General features: G+C 35.8%; 18 protein-coding genes and 1 pseudogene. 3 read left to right on the plus strand and 16 right to left on the minus strand.

The window, feature by feature from the left end; all coding sequences use genetic code 11:
* Nucleotides 1–43 precede the first annotated feature (43 nt).
* The gene (locus ACNQGJ_RS12915) at nt 44–406 is read left to right on the plus strand and encodes a cupin domain-containing protein (RefSeq protein WP_417973613.1); all 363 of its coding nucleotides are present in this window, start codon (nt 44–46) and stop codon (nt 404–406) included.
* Between the two features lie 59 nt (nt 407–465).
* Here ACNQGJ_RS12915 and ACNQGJ_RS12920 read toward each other — a convergent pair whose 3' ends face one another.
* On the minus strand, nt 466–1803 hold the full coding sequence (locus tag ACNQGJ_RS12920; RefSeq protein WP_417973611.1) for an FAD-dependent oxidoreductase: 1338 nt from the start codon (nt 1801–1803) through the stop codon (nt 466–468).
* Between the two features lie 62 nt (nt 1804–1865).
* Nucleotides 1866–4256, minus strand: a complete 2391-nt coding sequence (locus tag ACNQGJ_RS12925; RefSeq protein WP_417973609.1) for a penicillin acylase family protein — start codon at nt 4254–4256, stop codon at nt 1866–1868.
* Nucleotides 4257–4420: 164 nt separating this feature from the next.
* Here ACNQGJ_RS12925 and ACNQGJ_RS12930 point away from each other — a divergent pair, with 164 nt between their 5' ends.
* A complete protein-coding gene (locus ACNQGJ_RS12930; protein ID WP_417973608.1) occupies nt 4421–5062 on the plus strand; it encodes a flavin reductase family protein in 642 nt (213 codons plus the stop codon).
* A gap of 3 nt (nt 5063–5065) precedes the next feature.
* Nucleotides 5066–6598, plus strand: coding sequence for a cryptochrome/photolyase family protein (locus tag ACNQGJ_RS12935; protein WP_417973606.1), 1533 nt, complete (start codon nt 5066–5068; stop codon nt 6596–6598).
* Between the two features lie 78 nt (nt 6599–6676).
* Here the strand turns inward: ACNQGJ_RS12935 and ACNQGJ_RS12940 are convergent, their stop codons facing one another.
* From ACNQGJ_RS12940 to ACNQGJ_RS13005, 14 genes and pseudogenes are all read right to left on the minus strand, one after another.
* Entirely contained in the window at nt 6677–7102 is a 426-nt protein-coding gene (locus ACNQGJ_RS12940) for a YMGG-like glycine zipper-containing protein (RefSeq protein WP_417973604.1), read from the minus strand.
* 101 nt (nt 7103–7203) lie between these two features.
* Nucleotides 7204–8478, minus strand: coding sequence for a kynureninase (gene kynU, locus ACNQGJ_RS12945; RefSeq protein WP_417973602.1), 1275 nt, complete (start codon nt 8476–8478; stop codon nt 7204–7206).
* Between the two features lie 317 nt (nt 8479–8795).
* On the minus strand, nt 8796–9845 hold the full coding sequence (gene queA, locus ACNQGJ_RS12950) for a tRNA preQ1(34) S-adenosylmethionine ribosyltransferase-isomerase QueA (RefSeq protein ID WP_417973600.1): 1050 nt from the start codon (nt 9843–9845) through the stop codon (nt 8796–8798).
* A gap of 164 nt (nt 9846–10009) precedes the next feature.
* Entirely contained in the window at nt 10010–11236 is a 1227-nt protein-coding gene (aroA, locus tag ACNQGJ_RS12955) for a 3-phosphoshikimate 1-carboxyvinyltransferase (RefSeq protein WP_417973598.1), read from the minus strand.
* 111 nt (nt 11237–11347) lie between these two features.
* The gene (locus ACNQGJ_RS12960; protein WP_035668323.1) at nt 11348–11674 is read right to left on the minus strand and encodes a nucleotide pyrophosphohydrolase; all 327 of its coding nucleotides are present in this window, start codon (nt 11672–11674) and stop codon (nt 11348–11350) included.
* A gap of 50 nt (nt 11675–11724) precedes the next feature.
* Nucleotides 11725–12756, minus strand: a complete 1032-nt coding sequence (locus ACNQGJ_RS12965; protein WP_417973596.1) for a type ISP restriction/modification enzyme — start codon at nt 12754–12756, stop codon at nt 11725–11727.
* A gap of 117 nt (nt 12757–12873) precedes the next feature.
* Nucleotides 12874–13326: a D-aminoacyl-tRNA deacylase gene (gene dtd, locus ACNQGJ_RS12970; protein ID WP_417973594.1), complete on the minus strand. Its 453-nt coding sequence runs from the start codon at nt 13324–13326 to the stop codon at nt 12874–12876.
* 111 nt (nt 13327–13437) lie between these two features.
* Nucleotides 13438–14415, minus strand: a complete 978-nt coding sequence (gene rsgA, locus ACNQGJ_RS12975; protein WP_417973592.1) for a ribosome small subunit-dependent GTPase A — start codon at nt 14413–14415, stop codon at nt 13438–13440.
* Nucleotides 14416–14697: 282 nt separating this feature from the next.
* Entirely contained in the window at nt 14698–15768 is a 1071-nt protein-coding gene (locus tag ACNQGJ_RS12980) for an NHL repeat-containing protein (RefSeq protein WP_417973590.1), read from the minus strand.
* An 87-nt stretch (nt 15769–15855) separates the two neighbouring features.
* On the minus strand, nt 15856–16938 hold the full coding sequence (locus ACNQGJ_RS12985; protein ID WP_417973588.1) for a chorismate mutase: 1083 nt from the start codon (nt 16936–16938) through the stop codon (nt 15856–15858).
* A gap of 61 nt (nt 16939–16999) precedes the next feature.
* The gene (locus ACNQGJ_RS12990) at nt 17000–17857 is read right to left on the minus strand and encodes a prephenate dehydrogenase (RefSeq protein WP_417973586.1); all 858 of its coding nucleotides are present in this window, start codon (nt 17855–17857) and stop codon (nt 17000–17002) included.
* 166 nt (nt 17858–18023) lie between these two features.
* Nucleotides 18024–19172, minus strand: coding sequence for a pyridoxal phosphate-dependent aminotransferase (locus ACNQGJ_RS12995; protein WP_417973584.1), 1149 nt, complete (start codon nt 19170–19172; stop codon nt 18024–18026).
* Nucleotides 19173–19223: 51 nt separating this feature from the next.
* Nucleotides 19224–20051, minus strand: a complete 828-nt coding sequence (locus ACNQGJ_RS13000; RefSeq protein WP_417973582.1) for a prephenate dehydratase — start codon at nt 20049–20051, stop codon at nt 19224–19226.
* 389 nt (nt 20052–20440) lie between these two features.
* A pseudogene (locus ACNQGJ_RS13005) lies at nt 20441–21693 on the minus strand (dicarboxylate/amino acid:cation symporter).
* Nucleotides 21694–21812: the final 119 nt, after the last annotated feature.

Here is a 21812-nt window from a genome sequence, read left to right on the forward strand (position 1 = left end):
TAAAACCAAATTTCCTAAATAGAAATTTTAAAAAAAATGAAAAATGAAAAAATATTTTATTCAAAAAACACCTTTTGTAGTTCCAACAACAGATGGCAAATTAATAGAAGAACATCACGGAATTGCAGCAACTAACAATCCTGAAATTTCAGTTGCACACATGATCGCCCCACCTAAATGGCGCGAACCCTTTCAAACACCAGAATTTGAAGAATACACCTATATCATAAAAGGAAAAAAGCAATTTATCATCGAAGATGAAATTGTAATTCTAGAAGCGGGTCAATCAATAAAAATTGAAAAAAATACTCGGGTGCAATATTCTAATCCCTTTGACAAACCCTGTGAATATATTGCGATTTGCAAACCCGCTTTCGATTTTACTAAAGTTCATCGTGAGGAATAAATAGTTAAAATGAACGAATAAACGATCGTGAATATACTCAAGTGAGCAGTTTTAAAAAACTATTGCAACAACTCTAAAATTTTATTTTCTACCATTTCGGTATTCCAAATATTCTCGATGTTCTCCATTTTTAAAACTTCTTCCATAATAGCATTTTGATATTCTCCGATAGCCAAAGCTTCTGCATAAGGACGATCACTGAAGGTAACTCTACTGTAAAGCGGAATCCATTTTTCGGGATATTTGTCGGAGAATGATTTTTCGATTTTCTTTTGTAGCAGAAATTTTTCATCTGCTGTTTTAGAACTCATTTCCATAAAATTACGATACGAAAGTTCCGCAATTGCATCTGCATTGGGTTTACGCGATTTTTCATATTCCGAGAAAATCATTTTCCAGTCGTCTCCATACGTTTCAATCATTTCATAAAGAATAGAAATATCCTCAAAACCCGCATTCATTCCTTGTCCGTAAAAAGGAACTATGGCATGACAAGCGTCACCAATTAAAGCAATTTTATCTTCGTACGTCCAAGGGAAACATTTCATGGTCACTAAAGTACTTGTTGGATTTTTAAAAAAATCCTCAGTCAATTTAGGAATAACATCAATAGTGTCTGGTAAGTTTTTCTCAAAAAAAGCTTCAACCTCTTTTTGATCTTTCAAAGAAGCAAAAGAGTTCTCTCCTTCAAAGGGCATAAAAAGCGTACAGGTAAAACTACCATCTAAATTGGGCAATGCAATCAACATATATTCTCCTCGAGGCCAAATATGAAACGAATTCTTGTCTAATTTATGGGTTGCATCGGGGTTTGCAGGAATGTTTAATTCCTTATATCCAATAGGCAAAAATTCTTGTGAATAATCAAACATGCTTTGGCGCTGCATGCGATGGCGGATTCTAGAAAAAGCGCCATCTGCACCAAAAACCATATCATATTTCTTTTCTTCCCAAGCGCCTCTTTCGGTTTCGCCAATATGCAAAGTAGCATCATCTAAAGTGACATCCCAAATTTTATGTTCGAAAAAGAATTCAGCTCCTGCAGCTTCCGCCAAGTCGATCATTTTCCGATTCAAACTTCCTCTGGATATCGAGTAAATAGATTCGCCTTCCTGTCCGTAATTTTGAAAATTAATTTTGTCAACAAGATGAATGGCTCGTTTATCCATCGGGATGGCAATCTCTCGCACAGCATCACCCACTCCCACAGCATCTAGTGCTTTCCATCCTCGGTTAGACATGGCTAAATTAATAGAACGTCCAGAAAACTGAATTTGCCTGATATCCGGGCTTCTGTCAAAAACATGAACTGTATGACCTGCTTTGCGAAGGTAAATAGCTAATAATGATCCAACTAATCCAGAACCTACAACTGCTATTTTTAAGGGAATTTGCATTAATTTTTTATAAAAAGTTAAGCAAAATTACTAATTTTATTAGACTAAGAACTTTAAAATGATCACTTTTTATATGGAATAAACACCAATTTTGTTGAAGTTCTCACAATCTCATTCTTATTCAGCATCATTCGCCTAAATTTTCCCATATTATAGAGCTCTGCTTGATCACTGTAATGTTCACTCAACGGATTCCCTGATTGCCCTGTTGGCAGGATGCTCCAGCTATTTTCTATGTCGGAAAAATCAATAATCCTCCGTGTTGACGGCCCTCCTTTCACCTGATAAATTCCATCATTCGTAAAATCAAAAAACAAATTATTAATGACTTCCGCGGAACCCGAAACTTCAAATGGACCAACATTGAAAATTCTTCGTAACGCGGCCACTTTCCCTAATGGATGTTGATGTTCTACAGTATGAACTTTATTCCAAGTCCAATCAGAAACCGACGTTCCTAATTGTTTTTCTAACGCTACAACCGACTCATTAAACGATTGTGAAATGATTTTACTTCGGGTTTCTTTTTCATTTTTAGTCTTTATATTATCCCACCAAAGCGACTCTTTATTCTTAATTTGTTTTGCAATAATCTGCTTCATAATATGTGTTCCTAAAAACTGTTTGAAATTACTGGCACCCAGTTCATCCTCAAACGTATTTCTCAATAAATTAAAAATCCATTTATTGTAAATTGTTGGCGCGACATCAGTAAGATTATTGGAGCCTTTCCATTCTTTCAAAACGGACAACGCTTCTTTCTCATTTTCAGTAAGTGATTTCTGGTCCACTGCCAAAATTAACTGCTTTACCACTCCTGGCGCAACAGATGACGTATTATCAAAAATCATTTCCCCGACCGAGGTTATATCCCAATTTGATTTTGGCGCCAACAATTGAGTAATTCTTTTTGCTCGATCTTCGGGAAGATAATAACCTGGGTATAAAAATCCATCGATGGGTTCTGGCTGATTATTCGCTGAATATACATAATTCCATTTTGGATTTACTGCCGACGGGTTTTTGGAAAAATCCAAATATTCGATAATATCATCCGTACCACTTGCTCCATCCAAAATAAAATTAGGGTTTACACCCGCATTATGCTTGTATAATTTTCCCGTTGCCCACCAAGCCACATTTCCTTTGGCATCGCCATACATTACATTCAAACCTGGTGCCGCTATTAAACTAACCCCTTTTTGGAAATCCGCTTTACTTTTGGCATGCGAAAGTGTATAAACAGCATCTAAAATTTGGATCGGCTGCTGTGTATAAATCCACGACATTGCAACAGGTTTATCTTGCCGCAGACCATCAATCAAGTCGTTTACCACTGGACCGTGTCGCGTAATTTTCACATTCAAAACCACATTCGCACCATCTTTTACTTTTATAATTTTTTTTCTAATTTCATATGCACTGAAACCACTTGGTGTCTTGTACGTATTTGGATCCATTGGATTATTCTGCTCTTGATAAAAGTCAATATCATCGTTCTCAAACATTGTTAAACCATAGGCATACTCGCGATTATGTCCCAATAAAGGAAACGGAGTTCCAGCCAAATAACAACCGTACAATTCAAAATCTGGTGTTACTAAATGTGCCTCATACCACGTTCCCGGTTGTGAAAATCCAATGTGCGGATCATTTGCAAAAATGACTTTACCATTCTTTGTTTTCTTAGGGGCAATAACCCAGCTGTTACTTCCTATAAAAGGCGCAATTGGAGATTGTTCCAATAGTGACGCCACCGACGTTGAAATAGCGCTATAATCTTGAGATTTATCTTTGGCATTTTTAATTCTAGTGGTGTTAAAGGAACCATCAATCCCAAAATCTTTGAGATACGCCATTCCGTATTTATTTCGAATATCAGTCAATAAAGGATCTGATTTTTGAGCCATCGCAAAACTAAAAGACATGTACCCAAAAATATTATACACATCTTTGATAGTAAATTTCTCTTTCTTAACCCCAATTAAGCTGAATTCTATTGGCGTTGTTCCTTCTTCTAAATATTGATTAATTCCATCCAAATAAGCTAGAGTCATTTGATAACTTGGACTGTTTTTATCCAATGTTGCAATCGCTTTTAAAGATGCTTCTTCGATTCCAAGTCCTGCAAAAAATGTATCATTTTTTAATGCTACTGAACCAAAAATTTCTGATAATCGTCCCGGCGCAATGCGACGCATCAATTCCATCTGCCACAATCGATCTTGTGCATGAACATAACCTAACGCCATCATCGCGTCCGTTGAATTAGTCGCATAAATGTGGGGAACTCCAAATTCATCAAAATATACGGTGGTTTCCTTCTGAATGTTTTTCAGTTTTAATTTGCCCTCGTATTTTGGTTTCAGATAAAACCCATAAATAATTAAAACCATTGCTAAAACTACTACTCCCGAAAGTAAAACCAGAAAGACTATTTTAAGTTTTTTCATTTTTAAATAAATTGATAAACAAATATATAGGATTTAGAAGTTAATTAAAACAATTTATTTATACGAGAGTGATTCAGGAGAATCGAATAAATATACTTATTTTGTTTAATTAATTTTAAAAGTGATTAAACAAAATAAGTATCTTTGTTTTAAATTTAAAAGATATGAAACACATTTCTAGAGATGACATTTCTCAAATGGAAAAAATCGAAAGATTGAATTTGATTAATTCTTGCACAGGTTATAAGTCAGCTAATTTACTTGCCACAAAATCCCTTGATGGAAAATCTAATGTAGCTATTTTTAGCAGCGTGACCCATTTAGGGAGCAATCCGGCGCTGATAGGATTTATCATGAGACCTACCACCGTTCCCAGAGATACATATAAAAACATCCGAGAAACTGGTTATTTTACCGTAAATCATATTACTGTAGACATGATTGAAGATGCGCACCATACCTCTGCTAATTATGATCTAGGAATTTCTGAATTTGATAAAACAAATTTAGAAGAAGAATATAAACCTAATATTGAAATCCCCTTTGTACAAGGAAGTCCCGTTCATCTGTATTGCAAATATGTAAATGAATATTATATCAAGGAAAATGATACGATTCACATTATTGCCTCTATTGAAAATATATTTTTCAAAGAAGAGTTAGAACATAAAGATGGTTGGCTGCAAATCGACAGAGGGAATGTTGTGGCCTTAAATGGTCTTGACGGATATTGCTTACCCAAACTAGTAAATCGTTTTCAATATGCTCGAAAAGAACTTCCAACTACTTCATTTCTTAAAAAATAAAAAATGAAAAAACTGCGACTAATCCTTGGTGATCAATTGAATTTAAAGCACTCTTGGCTTCAGGAAAATGATGACAATATTATTTATGTCCTTGCCGAAATGCGTCAAGAAACCGACTACGTGAAACATCACATCCAAAAAGTCGTGGCGTTTTTTCTATCAATGCGAAATTTTTACACCGAAATACAATCTCTGGGTCACCAAGGAGTCTATTTTCAAATTACCGATGCCGACAATCCACAGGATTTAAAAAAAATAATCGCCGCTTGTATCAAAAAACACAAAATAGAAAAATTTGAATATCAATTACCCGATGAATTCCGTCTGGACCAACAATTAAAAACAATTTGTTCCGAGTTAAAAATAACCTCAGAAGCTTTCGACTCGGAACATTTCTACACCACGCGTTACGAACTCACCGATTTTTTTGAAGGCAAGAAGTCGTTGTTAATGGAAAATTTTTACCGCCACATGCGTAAAAAACATCATGTGCTAATGAATGGAGGAACGCCATTGGGCAACCAATGGAATTTTGATGCCAATAACCGCAAAAAATACAAAGGGGAAGTTCCTGTCCCGACGGAAAAAAATTTCCATGCCAATGTCTCTGAAGTTGTTGCCCAAATAAATAAAGCTGATATCGTTACTTTTGGCAACATCGATTTGCAAAACTTTAACTGGCCCACTTCTCGTGAGCAATCGCTGCAAGTTTTAGATTATTTTTGTAAAAATCTGCTGCAACATTTTGGTGATTATGAAGATGCAATGCACACCGATGAAAAATTCCTTTTCCATTCTCGTTTGTCCTTTGCCATGAACAGTAAAATGCTTTCGCCAAAAGAAGTAATCGAAACCGTTATCTCTTTTTACCATGCGAATGACGCTGAAATAACGCTCTCACAAGTAGAAGGTTTTGTACGCCAAATTTTGGGTTGGCGCGAATACATGCGGGGAATATATTGGAAAGAAATGCCTAATTATGCCCAAAAGAATGTCTTGCAAAACACAAACAAATTACCGGATTTTTTCTGGACCGGTAAAACCAAAATGAATTGCATGAGCCACGCAATCAATCAAAGTTTAGACGAAGCTTATGCACATCATATTCAAAGGCTCATGGTGATAGGGAATTTTACGCTGTTGACACAAATTCATCCTGATGAAGTAGACGCCTGGTATCTTGGCGTTTACATAGATGCTATCGAATGGGTCGAAATGCCCAACACCCGCGGGATGTCACAATATGCGGATGGCGGAATTATTGCCACAAAACCCTATGTTTCCTCCGGAAGTTACATTAATAAAATGAGTAATAATTGTGCCAAATGTCAGTATAATGTCAAAGAGAAATTTGGAGATAAAGCCTGTCCTTTCAATACGCTGTACTGGAATTTCCTAGATGAAAAAAAAGAATATTTTAAAGGAAACCAACGTATGGGAATGATGCTGAAATTATTAAATAAAATAAATCCTGAAGAATTATATAAAATCAAAGTTAAGGCCAGTGCTATCATTGACGATATGGACTCTTATTAAAGGGAAACAGGTATAAATAAAAAGAGTGTTTAAATTCTTCGCGAACTTAAACACTCTTCATTATGTAAAAGAATAAATTTATTCCTTTTTGCTTCCGTCTATAATAGCACCTGTTCCTGCACCAACTCCAGCACCTGCAATTCCGCCAATTATAGCTCCTTGCACTTTTTTCTTACTTATGATTGCACCTGTTGCAGCACCAACTCCTGCTCCAATTACAGCACCTTTAGCAGTACTGCTCCAACCTTTCTTTTTGGCAGTCGTAGTCGTAGTAGTGGTGGTAGCTGCGGGTTGATTTACAATTACAACTTCTTTTTGGGTTTCAATTTTGGCTTCTTCAATTTTAGCCATTTCAACTTGCATTGAATCAATAACTCGTTGTTTTTCAATTTCTACTTTCATCGAGTCAACAGTCGCTAGTTTCGCTTTTTCAATTTCCATTTTTCCTTGATTTTGACAAGAAACGACAATTAAAGAAACTAGTATAAAATATAATGCTTTCATAATTTTAAATTTTGCAATTAATAATAAGACAAAGAAACATTTAAACTTAGTAATAAGCATTACACTATTTAAACTATTTTTTATATAATTCTGTGTCTACATTATTTTAGAATCCCTGCTTTCAATATTTGTCCAAAGTGAAACATGTCTTCAAAAGAACAATACAATGGAACTGGCGCCAATCGAATAACATTAGGTTCGCGCCAATCCGTGATCACACCATTTTTCATAAGGTAATCAAACAAACTACGGCCTTCCCCATGAAGCAACACTGATAATTGTGACGCTCTTTCTGATGGATTTGACGGTGTAATAATTTCGAAACTACTATCCACCTCTTGGTCTATTTCGTGCAGAATAAATTCTAAATAAGAAGTAATTAAATCTCTTTTTTGAATCAAAGCGTCCATCCCAATTTCATCAAACATTTCTACCGATGCTAAATAAGGAGCCAGCGACAGCACTGGTAGGTTGCTTATTTGCCAACCATCAGCACCACGAATAGGATCAAAAGTCTGTTCCATTTTAAAACGGCGCTCTTTATTATGTCCCCACCAACCAGCCAATCTTGGCAACTCCAAATTGTTGTGGTGTTTTTCATGAATAAAACATCCGGAAGCATTTCCAGGACCAGAATTCATGTATTTATAACTACACCAAGCTGCAAAATCCACATTCCAGTCGTGTAATTCCAGTTTTATATTTCCTGCAGCATGGGCTAAATCCCAACCTACATAGGCACCCGCGTTATGACCAGCGGCAGTAATGGTTTTCATATCAAATACTTGTCCCGTATAATAATTGACACCGCCTATTAGAATCAAAGCCAACTCATCACCTATTTCTACAATTTTCTCCAAAATATCTTCTAAGCGAATGTTGTGTTCGCCATCGCGACGCTTGATTTCAACAATAGCATCATCGGGACTGTATCCGTGAAAATGAACCTGACTTTGAAACATATATTGATCCGAAGGAAATGCTTTTTCTTCGCAAATGATTTTATATCTGGTTTTTGTAGGTCTATAAAACGAAACCATCAGCAAATGAAGATTGACCGTTAACGTATTCATCACGGTAACTTCACTAGGTAAAGCACCCACAATTTTACTCAACGGATTAGCAAATCGTTCGTGGTAATCCCACCATGGTTTTTCACTGTAAAAATGGCCTTCAACAGCAAGATTAGCCCAATCATTCATCACTTCATCTACATATTTTTTTGTTCGTTTGGGCTGTAATCCTAAGGAGTTTCCAGTGAAATAAAGTACCTTTTTTCCATTGACTTGTGGAAATAGAAATTCATCCTGATATTTATATAATTGATCTTGTGAATCGAGTTTTTTTGCAAATTCAAGGGTGTTTTCGAATGTCATGATTTGTATTTTGTTTTGTAAAAGTAGTAAAAAAAGACTGATAGACAGTAGACTTTTAACCGATTGACGACACTTAAAATAGTTAAAATTCCGAATAAGGAAAGATAGTTCCCTAATATTCTACGGAATTAAATTACAGCTCGTTATTAAATTATATCAGACTGAATTGTAAATCCATAGCTAAGCTTTAAAACTTTGTTTAAGAAAATAAAGGTACAGCGTGCAGGCCGACCCGCTTTTTCAGCGGGACACACCCTCCAAAAAAAATCTCGCCATTGCTGACGAGATTTACTATTTAAATTCTGAATGAATTCAGATTAGATGATTAACATTGCATCCCCATAAGAATAGAATTTGTATTCTTTTTCGATCGCTTCTGCGTATGCTTTTTTCATTAAGTCATGACCGCAAAATGCGGAAACCATCATTAATAAAGTAGATTTTGGAGTGTGGAAATTGGTAATCATACAGGTTGGAATCGTAAATTCATGAGGAGGAAAAACGAATTTATTTGTCCATCCATCAAAAGGATTCAATGTGTTATGTGAAGATACTGAACTTTCTACCGCACGCATAGAAGTTGTCCCTACGGTACAAATACGTTTCTTTTTAGCTTTGGCGTCATTCACAATATCACACGCTTCTTGAGTTATTTTTAATTCCTCAGAATCCATTTTGTGTTTTGATAAATCTTCAACCTCAACCGGATTAAAAGTTCCTAAACCTACGTGAAGTGTAACCTCAGCAAATTTTATTCCTTTGATTTCTAATTTTTTCAATAGATTTTTAGAAAAGTGCAAACCTGCTGTTGGCGCGGCTACTGCTCCTTCTTCTTTCGCATATATCGTTTGGTAACGTTCTGCATCTTCGGGAGTTACATCTCTCGAAATATATTTTGGAATTGGAGTTTCTCCAAGTTCTGTTAATTTATTTCTGAATTCTTCATAAGAACCGTCGTAAAGGAACCGCAATGTTCTTCCACGAGAAGTGGTATTATCAATAACCTCAGCCACTAACGAGTCATCATCGCCAAAATATAATTTATTACCAATTCGGATTTTACGAGCTGGATCAACCAAAACATCCCAAAGTCTTTGCTCAGAATTTAATTCTCTAAGTAAAAAAACTTCGATTCTTGCTCCTGTTTTTTCCTTGTTTCCATACAAACGCGCTGGAAAAACTTTGGTATTATTCAGAATTAAAACATCTCCGTCATCAAAATAATCGATAACATCTTTGAACATTTTATGGTCTATAGTCCCTTTCTTACGATCAATAACCATTAGACGTGCTTCGTCTCTGTTTTCAGCTGGATATTCGGCAAGAAGTTCTTTTGGTAAATCGAATTGAAAATGTGATAATTTCATTTGATAAAGTTATGAGTTATAGATTATGAAGTCTGAGTTTTGAGGTCATAATTCTAAATCGTGTGCAAATATACGATTGTGAGATAGGCGTTGTCAAGTGTTTTGCTGTTTATTTTCAAAAGTCCAATGCTACAAAGGCACAAAGGCACGGCGCAACATTTCATTTATAAAATTTCAGACACAATAAAATCCAATTTCTTCATGTCCTCCCAAAAATCAGGATATGATTTAGAAACTACTTCTGCATTTTCAATAATTATCGGCACTTTCAAAGCTAATGGTGCAAATGCCATCGCCATCCTATGGTCGTTATAGGTGGCAATTTTAATATTATAATTGATTTTCTCCGTAGCCAAAAGCGTCAAGCTATCATTGGTCACCGATATTTTTGCTCCTAGTTTTGTTAGTTCAGTTTTTAGCGCTTCTAATCTGTCCGTTTCTTTAATCTTCAAGGTATGAAGTCCTGTTAAATGACATCCAATACCTAATCCAAGGCACGTAACTACAATTGTTTGGGCGATATCTGGCGTGTTATTTAATTCTAAATTTAAATTTTCTGGTTTAAAGTTAGGCCGTTTAACCAAAGTCATTCTATTATCTTCGAAATGTGTATCGATGCCCATCTGCTTATAGATTTCAACCAAAGCCGAATCGCCTTGCAAACTACTTTGTTTATAACTGTTTAGTGAAATATTAGTATTTTCAGCTAAAGCAGCTAAGCTAAAAAAGTACGAAGCCGAACTCCAATCGGATTCTACGGTCATTACTTTTGATTTCACTTCATGTTTTGGATAAACCGTAATTATATTTCCTTCAAAACTGGTTTTAATATCCAAATCATTTAATAAAGCCAATGTCATTTTGATATAAGGAACCGAAGTGATTTCGCCCACCAAGGTGATCTCTATACCGTTTTCCAGTTTTGGCGCCACTAATAATAATGCTGATATGTATTGACTGCTTACATTTGCAGGGATAGAAACTTTAGAAGCCGTGATTTTTTGCCCTGTGATTCGAATAGGCGGATAACCTACTTCTTTCTCGTACGCTATTTTTGCACCCAATTGTTCCAAGGCTTCCACCAAAACTTTTATTGGACGCTCTGTCATTCGTTGAGATCCAGTCAAGACCACTTCACGACCTTCATTCACAGCAAAAAAAGCCGTTAGAAATCGCATCGCCGTTCCTGCATGATGAATATCAACTATTTCCTCTCTTCCTTTCAACGCTTTTTGCATGACTTCACTATCATCTGAATTCGAAGTATTGGACAACGTAATATTTGGAAACAAGGCTTGTAACAATAATAGTCGGTTGGTTTCGCTTTTTGAACCGGTAACTGCAATTTGAGCTTGTAAATTGGAATGGGAAGTTTGTAACAGTAAATTCATGTTTTTAATTATAAGTTAGAATTATGAGTTTTAGCGTCAGCTTTCTACTCAAATACTTTGAGGCGCAATTTACCACTCCTCCTTTATAATTCATAATTTATACTTCACAAATTATTTGAGTTTTTCGTTGTTTTTGTGGCGGTCTTTATCTCGAATAGATTTTAAATCCATCTTTTTATCGAAAGCCGCCTGCAAATCGATTCCAGTTTGATTTGCCAGACACAACACCACAAAAACCACATCGGCTAATTCTTCGCCCAAATCTTTATTTTTGTCGCTTTCTTTTTCGGATTGTTCTCCGTAACGGCGTGCAATTATGCGGGCTACTTCCCCTACTTCTTCAGTAAGTTGCGCCATATTGGTCAATTCATTAAAGTACCGAACACCGTGTTCTTTGATCCAAGTATCAACGTCTAGTTGGGAATTTTTTAAGTTCATTTTTTTTCTGTTTTGCCACAAAGGCACGGAGGCACAAAGGGATTATTATTTTAAGTCTTTTCTATCTCTATTTTTTCTATTTCTTTCATTAATCTGTCCGTTTCAGCTAACGCCACGATGATTTTTTGATAATGCGCAATATCGTCAAATTCCAGTTTACGTCCCTTGCGGTCTTTGAGCCATTTTTGCGCCGGTTGATACCCGCCAATGAAAAAATTCCAAGCTACTTCAGGAACATTGTCGAAATATTGGGTTTCGTTGATCCACACTTTACCTTCAACCCCCTCAGGGTTTGAAACCCTGAGAGGGTTACTTTCGTAACTTGTTTTTGCAACCACACAATCGCCGTTAATATTAAATTCTGTAATAAATTCTTCCTCTGTTGCGCTTTCCAGCAAATGAATTTTTCGTATTTGCGAACCTAATTCAACCAATTCCCAGAAGGTTTTTATGTCTTTAGGATATGGAATTTTAGGAAAATCTATTTTCAGAAATTCTATGTATTTCTCTCGGTACGTGGGCGAATGTAACACCGTATAAATATAATCTAGCATATCGATTGGTGCAAACGTTTCTCTGAATTCTGGACGAACTTCGGAATTGTTTGCCATACAAACATTGCCTTCGGGTTCTTTTTCAGTAACAAAAGTCATTCCTAATTGCTTGGCGATTTGATTGATGATTTCTGCATCAAGATTGGGGTTTCTTTTTAAAACTTCATTAGGTTTGTTCAACCTTGTCAGGGTTTCGAACCCTGACAGGGATTGTTGTTGTCCGTTCGTTTCGGGATAAAGGTAGAGTGGGAAAGAATAACTTCCATCATAAGGTGTTGCAATTCTATGCTGACCTAATGGTATATTTGTGATAAAAGCAGAATATGATTCTTTAGTTTGTTTTGTATCTTTTTTAGTTATGATACAATCCGGAGCTCCGCATTGTTGTCTTTTGGGTTCATTAGTTGCGGCAACATTTGCTACAATACTTTCAATGAGTTGCTTCAAATCACCACGATCGATGTGTTCTGTTGCATTTCCTCTTTTGTATGCGGAATTTATATTTTGAATATATTGTTCTAAAGTCATCTCAATTATATTTGAACAAATGTAAAGAATTGGAACATAAAAAAACACCTTCAGTGAGGTGTTTAATATAACAATTTCCGGTATTTGCTTTTAATGTTTGGAGAATTCTACCAAAACTTAATCTCGATTTTTACTATCAATTACTATTGTTACAGGTCCATCGTTTAGTAAAAGCACTTTCATATCCGCACCAAAAACGCCAGTCTGTACTTTTTTACCAGTTTCTTTCTCCACCTGAACTACAAAATTCTCGTACAATGGAATGGCTACTTCTGGTTTTGAAGCTTTTATATACGACGGGCGATTTCCTTTTTTGGTAGCAGCATGCAACGTAAATTGACTTACCACAATGATATCGCCATCAATATCTTTGACAGATAAATTCATCACGTCATTCTCATCTCCAAAAATACGTATATTGGCAATTTTTGAAGCTAACCAATTACTATCTTCTAGATTATCTAAATCTTCAATTCCAACCAAAACCAATAAGCCTTTCTGGATATCGGCTACAATTTTTTCATCTATCGTTACGGAAGCAGAGGAAACTCTTTGAATTACAACTTTCATTTAATACGTCTTAACGTCAAAAGTTTTAACGTCATAAAGTGAAAAAATCGTCTTTAGATATTCGTCCCGACTGACTTTATGACTTTCGACCTTATGACTTTCGGCTAATTTCTATTCCCTTGTTTTATCACTGATTATTCTATCTTCATTATGAATATCCGTACGGTAATTTTCATCGTCACCTTCCAGAATTTTCAGATAACTTCTGTAACGGGACCAGGCGATTTCGTCTTTTTCCAAAGCGGCTTTAATTGCGCAATGCGGCTCGTCTTTATGCAAACAATTATTGAATTTACATTGTTCTTTCAATTTGAAAAATTCAGGAAAATAACCACTGATTTCTTCTTTTTCCATGTCAACAATTCCAAAACCTTTGATACCTGGCGTATCAATAATTCTGGCATCAAATGACAAATCGTACATTTCTGCAAAAGTCGTCGTGTGTTGCCCTTGTTTACTTGCTTCAGAAATAGTCTTTGTTTTCAGGTGCAACGAAGGTTCCATAGCATTTACCAAAGTCGATTTCCCAACTCCAGAATGCCCAGAGAACATGCTCACTTTACCAATCATCATTTCTTTCAATTCTTCAATTCCTTTCATTTCAGTCGAAGAAACGCGCAAACATTTATACCCTATTTCCTGATACACATGTTGCATGTACAATTGTTCATCCAGCGTGGCATCATCAAAAGTGTCAATTTTATTAAAAACCAGTATCGTTTCAATTCCATACGCTTCGGCAGTCACCAGAAAACGGTCAATAAAGTTAAAAGTCGTTGGCGGATTATTTATGGTAACTAACAAGAAAACCCTATCAATATTAGACGCAATAATATGCATCTGGTGTGATAAGTTCACTGATTTCCGAACAATATAGTTCTTCCTGTCATGAATGTTATGAATGGTTCCCGTAACGGTATCGGATGATTCTTCCAGTTCATAATCAACAATGTCGCCCACAGCAATAGGATTGGTGCTTTTGATTCCTTTAATTCGGAATTTCCCTTTCATACGGCATTCGATAAAATCCCCTTGTTCAGATTTTACGGTGTACCAACTTCCAGTAGATTTGTATACTAGTCCTGTCATTTTTTAATTTACAATTTACGAATTCAGTTTTTTAATTTAAAACCTTAGACTTTGCAAAGATAATTCTTTGTTTTAGGTTTAAAGTTTAAAGTTTAAAGTTTTTCACTTTGAACAACTTTACATACAATTAAAAATAGAAAATGCCCACAACTTTTAAGAAAAGCTGTAGGGATTTGTTTTTTAAAAATACGGACTAAGCGTTCAATACTTTTTCCTGGTGACCAATACTTTGTTGGAGAATTGTGTTGAATAGTTTGAGAATGGCATTCGCAATTGTCCTGACTATTCATAAGCAACTTTTCTTATTTTCCCATTCCCGGCAATATATATATTCCCATTATTATCTATTGCAACACCAAAAGGTCTATCAAACGTCGCAGTAGCAAGTAATCCATCAAGACTACCTGCTATTCCAGTACCAGCAAACGTAGTTACAACTCCATTAGGAGTAATTTTACGAATTTTATTAGAATGAATATCCGCAACATATAAATTCCCTAAAGCATCAATTGTAATGCCGCTAGGAAGACCAAAACTTGCACTACTACCAGTACCATCAACACCAAAATTGCCGCCACCGGCTAAAGTAGTCACTACCCCTGCAGGGCTAATTTTTCGAATTTTATGACTACCCCATTCTGATACATACAAATTCCCATCATCTATGGTGATATTGCGCGGATGATGGAAACTAGCCAAAACACCTACTCCATCCATACTACCCTCGATTCCACTACCTGCAAAAGTACTCACGGTACCTGATGGATTAATTTTGCGAATCTTATTATTTGAAATATCAGCTACATATAGATTTCCTGAAGCATCTACAGCAACATCAGTAGGGGCAAGAAAACTTGCTTGACTTCTATCTCCATCAACACCACCACCAACTCCTGTGCCTGCTACAGTAGTTACCACACCCGTTGGAGAAATTTTGCGAATCTTATTATTACCCGTATCAGCTATATATAGATTACCAGAAGCATCAATTGTGAGCCCTGAAGGCCCTACAAAACTTGCTTTTGTACCTACACCATCAATGCTTCCAGGAATGATATTACCAGCAAAAGTAGTTACTACTCCTGCAGGACTAATTTTCCGAATCTTGCTAGCACCTGCTTCTACCACATACAAATTACCTCCTGCGTCTGCCACAAGATCTTCTGGTCTCCAAAAAGTAGCTTGAGTTCCTACACCATCTTCACTAGCGTTAGTTAAACCAGATCCAGCGAAAGTAGTCACCATATTATAACTCTTGTTAGAAGGTGGAGTTACATCGTCATTAGAATTACATGAGATAAAGAGAAGCCCTAAAAAAATCATATTTAATACTGCCAACGATAATTTTCTCATAAATTTTGATTATTAAAACTACGCAATATTACAAAAAAAACCTACAAACTTTTGTAGGCTTTAATAAATAATTATTCGTACAATTAATTATGCATTCAATACTTTTTCTTGGTGACCAATACTTTCCTGGTGAATCGCTTTGAACATTTTTAGTACAAACTCTTCAGTCAATCCTTTTTTCTCTCCTTCAAGAATCATTTTTCCAAGGATTTCATTCCAACGAGTATTTTGAAGAATGGCAACGTTAGCGTCTTTCTTCACTTTGCCAATTTCATCCGCTACTTTCATCCGTTTTCCTAGCAAGTCTAATAAATTTTCATCTAAGATGTCGATATTCGTTCTCAATTTTGTCATTTTTTGAGTAAATTCTACAGATGCATCATTTACTTTTCTTACTTTCAAATCAATAAAAATTTGTTTCAAAGCATCAGGTGTAACTTGTTGTGCAGCATCACTCCAGGCATTGTCCGGATCATAATGCGTTTCGATAATCATACCATCATAGTTTAAATCCAACGCTTCTTGAGTCACTTCAAGAATCATCTTACGATCTCCCGTAATGTGAGATGGATCGATGATTAAAGGTAGATCAGGGAATTTATTTTGCAATTCAATAGGGATTTGCCATTCTGGAATGTTTCTGTATTTTGTTTTTTCGTAGGTAGAGAAACCTCTGTGAATCACTCCTAATTTTTCTATTCCTGCCATGTATAAACGCTCTACACCGCCCAACCATAAAGACAAATCTGGATTTACCGGATTTTTAACCAATACGATTTTTTTAGTTCCTGCTAAAGCATCTGCAATTTCCTGCATTGCAAATGGATTTACAGTCGTTCTGGCACCAATCCACAATACATCAATATCATATTCCAAAGCTAATTTTACGTGAGCAGCGTTTGCCACTTCCGTACCCATTAGCAATCCGGTTTGTTCTTTTGCTTTATTCAACCATTTCAACCCTATTTCTCCTACTCCTTCAAATCCTCCCGGACGCGTTCTAGGTTTCCAAATTCCTGCTCTAAAAACACTCACATCTGAGTCTTTCAATTCATGTGCAATTTTTAATACTTGCTCTTCTGTTTCAGCACTACAAGGTCCTGCGATCACAAATGGATGATTCAAATTGAATTCATTCAACCAATTTCTCATTTCTTTCTTGTTTTCCATTTTTTCTAATTTTATTTTATTTTGTTGTTCTTTTTTACTGTAAACTGTGACTGATTACTGATCACTTTTCTACATTAATTCCGTTTAATATTTCTTTTATTTTATTGACACTTTGCATTTCATTGTAGATTGCGTCGTAATCTTCTTTTTCTAATAATTCTTTAAATTTTGATAAATTCGAAATGTATTCCTCCAATGTTTTTACTACCTGCTTCCTATTTTGCTTAAAAATAGGCGTCCACATTGCCGGAGAACTTTTGGCCAATCGAACGGTGCTTTCAAAACCGGAACCGGCCATATCAAAAATATCCTGCTCGTCTTTCTCTTTATCGATTACCGTTTTTCCAAGCATAAAGGCACTTATATGTGACAAATGCGATACATAAGCAATGTGTTTATCATGTGATTTTGGATCCATGTAGCGAATTCGCATTCCCATTTTTTTAAACAAATCCAAGGCTCTTTCCTGTAACTTGAAAGTTGTTTTCTCTACCTCACAAATAATATTCGTTTTCCCTTGAAACAATCCTTTTATTGCCGCCGACGGTCCTGAGAACTCCGTTCCTGCTATAGGATGAGTGGCTATGAAATTCCTTCTTTTGGGATGATTGGCAACCGCTTCGCAAATGGGCATTTTAGTAGAGCCCACTTCAAAAACAATCGTATTATCCCCAATAACATCCAAAACTTTAGGCAAAACTAGCAATGCGACATCCACAGGAACCGAAACAATTACAAAATCTGCGTCCGACAAATCTTCAAATGTAGCGCCACCATCAACAACCCCTATAGCTATGGCTTCCACCAAATGACTTTCGTTGTTGTCAATCCCGTAAATTTTCGCTTCCGGATGCAGCCTTCTAATCTCCAATACCATCGAACCGCCTATCAATCCTATTCCTATTACGTATACTTTCATTTCTTACTTTTTTTTGTAGCTAATCCTGCTATCCGTTTCAATCTTTCTAGTCCTGAACTTGTTTCAGGATCGTGAAACAAGTCCAGAACTAGAAAGGATTTTCACTACTATCAGGGCTAAAGCATCTCGTTATTCAGACGCTTATTTGTCCTAAAACAGCTGTTTTTCAAGCAAATCTGTCTATAGCTTCCTGTACTTTTTCTTCTTTTACACACAATGCAAATCGAATATATCCTTCTCCATTAGAACCAAAAATGGTTCCCGGAGTAATAAAAATTGATTTATCATATAAAATTTCATCTATGAATTTCTCCGCCGATGAGATTCCGTCCGGCAATTTTGCCCAAACAAATAATCCAACTCCTTCCTTGTATACTTTACAACCCAATTTTTCTGCCAGTTGTTCGGTAAGGATTCTGCGTTTTTTATAAATTGTGTTCATCGATTCAAACCAGGCCTTGTCACTTTTCAAAGCTTCAATTGCCCCTTTTTGAATTCCGTAAAACATCCCGCTATCCATGTTGCTTTTTACTTTTAGTACAGCATCAATACAAGCTGCATTTCCTAAAACCATTCCAACTCTCCAGCCGGCCATATTAAACGTTTTGCTCAAAGAATTTAATTCTAAAGCCACTTCTTTGGCGCCTTCCACTTGCAACAAACTCATCGGATTGTCGTTCAAAACAAAACTATACGGATTATCATTCACTAACAAGATCTGATGTTTTTTGGCAAAAGCCACCAATTTTTCAAATAACTGTAAACTTCCTCTTGCTCCTGTTGGCATGTGCGGATAGCCCATCCACATGATTTTGACTTTCGATAAATCTAATTTCTCTAAAGCTTCAAAATCGGGCTCCCAGTTGTTCCCCTCTTTTAAATCATAATAAACTGGAACAGCTCCCACAAGATTCGTCACCGAAGTGTACGTTGGATACCCTGGATTAGGAATCAACACCTGATCTCCTTCATTCAAGAAGGCCAGTGAAATATGCATAATTCCTTCTTTTGAACCCATCAAAGGCAAAATTTCGTTAGCTGAATTTAATTCAACATTGAAATTGTTTTTATAAAAATCAGCTATTCCCTGTCGCAATTCCGGCAACCCTTGATAACTTTGGTATTGATGCGCATTTTCATCTTGCATGGCCAAAACCATTGCATCAATAACTGCTTGTGAAGGTTGTAAATCTGGACTTCCAATTCCCATATTGATAATTGGTTTCCCCTCAGAAGCCAGTTGTCTCACTTCTCTTAGTTTTGAGGAGAAATAATATTCCTCAATTATATCCAAACGGTTTGCTGTACTAATCATGTGTAAATTTTAAAATTCTCTTGACTTTTTAACTTTATAACTTTCGACTAATTATTGTTTCGTATTTTTATATTCGCCTAATACTTTGAAATATTCCGCCATGATTAGCAACAGTGACTTTGCTTTTGCATAATCTTCGTATTTCTCGAAAGTAATATCCACAAAAAAGGAATATTTCCACGGTGTTTCTATTTTTGGTAACGACTGAATTTTAGTTAAATTCAGCTTACAGTCGCTCATTACATTCAAAACTGCTGCTAAACTTCCGCGTTTGTGATCCAATTCAAATTTAATGGACGCTCTGTTAATTTCGTTTTCCGGAACAAATGAATTCTCCTTTTTGATAATGACAAACCGAGTCATGTTATTTTTAATGGTTTGAATCTCCGGAGCCAAAATTTCTAAATCATACATTTTCGACGCCGTTACACTGGCAATTGCTGCAATTCCTTTCAACTGCTTTTCCTGAATTCTACGAGCCGTTTCGGCAGTGTCTTTATCTTCGACTAATTTTATATTTGGATATTTTTTTAGGAATTCCATACATTGTAAAATGGCCATGGGATGCGAATGTACTTCCTGAATATCTTCCATTTTTTGACCTTTTAAGGCCATCAAATTTTGATGAATTATTAAATAATGTTCCCCTATAATGTGCAAATTATTTTTGTCAATCAAAGCATAATTGGGAATAATGGGGCCCGCAATAGAATTCTCTATCGCCATAACCGCCTGATTGGATTTCCCTGAAAGCAGATTATCCACTAACTCGTCAAAGGACAAACATTCGTCAACAACAACATCCTGATTGAAATATTCTTGTGCCACCTGATGGTGAAAAGAACCCGTTATGCCTTGTATTCCAATTATTTCATTCATTTTATAAACTTTTAAGCAAAAAAAAATCCCGATTTTCATCGGGATTGTATATTTATAGTATCAATTTAATTTTATAATTAAATAACCACACAACAATCCCTTTCCACCTTCCAGAAGAAATAATAAGAGTTGCTAAAATAAAATCGGTTATTCAACATGCTGTTCCTTTTTTTGTATTAATTACTCTGCGAATGTATACATAATTTCCAGCTATCCAACAAAAAAAGCTGATTTTATTGAACAAAAAAAGGATTCGCTATAAAATGGGTTATTAATTGTGTAATAGTTAAAAAAAGGCGATTTAATTATTTTTTAGTTAGTCAGCATTTACCTTTTTTGAAATTGAAACAGTCTTTCTCGAAGATTTCCTATTTAAAATTAAACGCGAACTAAGCTACTGTTTTTTTCGAAAGCCATTTTTTCCCTTCAGAAATACGGGTTATTAACATGGCTGAAACCAAATCGCCATTCGCATTCAACAAAGTGGCCATTGGATCTACCAAAGTTCCTATAATCATTGCCGCTGGAAGTGCCTGTTCCATTGGAAATCCATACACGGTTATCGCCAGAATTTCTCCGATGTAACCTCCATTTGGAATACCGCCTTCGACTACCGAAACAATTACCGTAATTCCCAACGCCATCAGTAACGTATTTGGATCTGTTAAATCTTTGCCAAACATAGCAAAAATAACCGCAATTTTTATAATTGACGACATACTCGAACCGTCTTTATGCAAAGGTGCCCCAAGAGGAATTACGACATTCCTGATATGACTGGGGATGTTCATTTGTTGCGCTCCTTCCAGATTAGCAGGAATTGTCGCAATGCTGCTACAAGTTCCTACTGCTGTTAAGGATGGCGTAATATTATTTTTCCAAAACACTTTAAACCCTACTTTGCCACCAGCGATAAAAGCATACAAACTAAAAAATATGACAAAGTAGAATGCACATACCGCATAATATAGCCCTAAAGGTTTAGCGTAAGCGCCAAATAATTGGGGTCCAAAATTCCAACCTGATACGCAAAATAAGCACCAAGACCTATTGGAGCCGTTTTCATAATGATATGTAACAACTGTTTCATCACTTCATTCCCTGATTGTAAAAACCGACTGAAATCCTTTCCTTTTTCACCTGAACGCAAACTGGCAAAACCTATTAAAAATGAAAATATAATCAGCGCTAACATATTCTTGCGGGACAACAGTTCAAAAAAGTCACTTGCAGTAAGCAATTGTGTAATCTGGGAACCCGACGCACTTTCCTGAATAGATTCTAACGGAATTTTGGAAATGATTATGTCTTGCTGTATGGGGAATAGCATTACACCAACAATCATCAAAATGGCAGAAATCAATACTGTACCTAAAAAAACACCAATGACAATTACAAACAACTTCCCCAGTTTCTCTGATTTTTCTAAATTGGAAATCGAAGATGCAATCGTAAAAAATATCAATGGAATGATTGCTGTAAACAATAAATTCAGAAATATATCACCTAACGGCTTAATTACTTCTACTCCCTTTCCAAAAACCAACCCCAATATACTTCCTGCGAGAATCCCGCCGAGAAGCAATAAAATACTTTTGTAGTTTTTGAAGAAACTGCCTGATTGTGTATTTTTTAAATTCATATTTATATAGTTTAAGGTAAATATATAAATCTAAAATAGAATTTCCTCTTGCTTAGTAAACTTTGACGAAGGTCTTTTATTTATTGAGATACAAAACAATAAATCAATGATTATTCTGT

Source organism: Flavobacterium cryophilum (assembly GCF_048286555.1).
Classification (GTDB): domain Bacteria; phylum Bacteroidota; class Bacteroidia; order Flavobacteriales; family Flavobacteriaceae; genus Flavobacterium.

What these genes read in the sequence shown, in the direction of transcription:
- ACNQGJ_RS12965 (WP_417973596.1), bottom strand. Translation starts at nt 12,756, where the DNA reads ATGACTTTAGAACAATATATTCAAAATATAAATTCCGCATACAAAAGA.
- queA (WP_417973600.1), bottom strand. Translation starts at nt 9,845, where the DNA reads ATGAAATTATCACATTTTCAATTCGATTTACCAAAAGAACTTCTTGCC.
- kynU (WP_417973602.1), bottom strand. Translation starts at nt 8,478, where the DNA reads ATGACATTCGAAAACACCCTTGAATTTGCAAAAAAACTCGATTCACAA.
- ACNQGJ_RS12990 (WP_417973586.1), bottom strand. Translation starts at nt 17,857, where the DNA reads ATGAAAGTATACGTAATAGGAATAGGATTGATAGGCGGTTCGATGGTA.
- ACNQGJ_RS12985 (WP_417973588.1), bottom strand. Translation starts at nt 16,938, where the DNA reads ATGGAAAACAAGAAAGAAATGAGAAATTGGTTGAATGAATTCAATTTG.
- ACNQGJ_RS12980 (WP_417973590.1), bottom strand. Translation starts at nt 15,768, where the DNA reads ATGAGAAAATTATCGTTGGCAGTATTAAATATGATTTTTTTAGGGCTT.
- ACNQGJ_RS12930 (WP_417973608.1), top strand. Translation starts at nt 4,421, where the DNA reads ATGAAACACATTTCTAGAGATGACATTTCTCAAATGGAAAAAATCGAA.
- ACNQGJ_RS12995 (WP_417973584.1), bottom strand. Translation starts at nt 19,172, where the DNA reads ATGATTAGTACAGCAAACCGTTTGGATATAATTGAGGAATATTATTTC.
- ACNQGJ_RS12960 (WP_035668323.1), bottom strand. Translation starts at nt 11,674, where the DNA reads ATGAACTTAAAAAATTCCCAACTAGACGTTGATACTTGGATCAAAGAA.
- dtd (WP_417973594.1), bottom strand. Translation starts at nt 13,326, where the DNA reads ATGAAAGTTGTAATTCAAAGAGTTTCCTCTGCTTCCGTAACGATAGAT.
- ACNQGJ_RS12925 (WP_417973609.1), bottom strand. Translation starts at nt 4,256, where the DNA reads ATGAAAAAACTTAAAATAGTCTTTCTGGTTTTACTTTCGGGAGTAGTA.
- ACNQGJ_RS12935 (WP_417973606.1), top strand. Translation starts at nt 5,066, where the DNA reads ATGAAAAAACTGCGACTAATCCTTGGTGATCAATTGAATTTAAAGCAC.
- ACNQGJ_RS12915 (WP_417973613.1), top strand. Translation starts at nt 44, where the DNA reads ATGAAAAAATATTTTATTCAAAAAACACCTTTTGTAGTTCCAACAACA.
- aroA (WP_417973598.1), bottom strand. Translation starts at nt 11,236, where the DNA reads ATGAATTTACTGTTACAAACTTCCCATTCCAATTTACAAGCTCAAATT.
- ACNQGJ_RS13000 (WP_417973582.1), bottom strand. Translation starts at nt 20,051, where the DNA reads ATGAATGAAATAATTGGAATACAAGGCATAACGGGTTCTTTTCACCAT.
- rsgA (WP_417973592.1), bottom strand. Translation starts at nt 14,415, where the DNA reads ATGACAGGACTAGTATACAAATCTACTGGAAGTTGGTACACCGTAAAA.
- ACNQGJ_RS12920 (WP_417973611.1), bottom strand. Translation starts at nt 1,803, where the DNA reads ATGCAAATTCCCTTAAAAATAGCAGTTGTAGGTTCTGGATTAGTTGGA.
- ACNQGJ_RS12940 (WP_417973604.1), bottom strand. Translation starts at nt 7,102, where the DNA reads ATGAAAGCATTATATTTTATACTAGTTTCTTTAATTGTCGTTTCTTGT.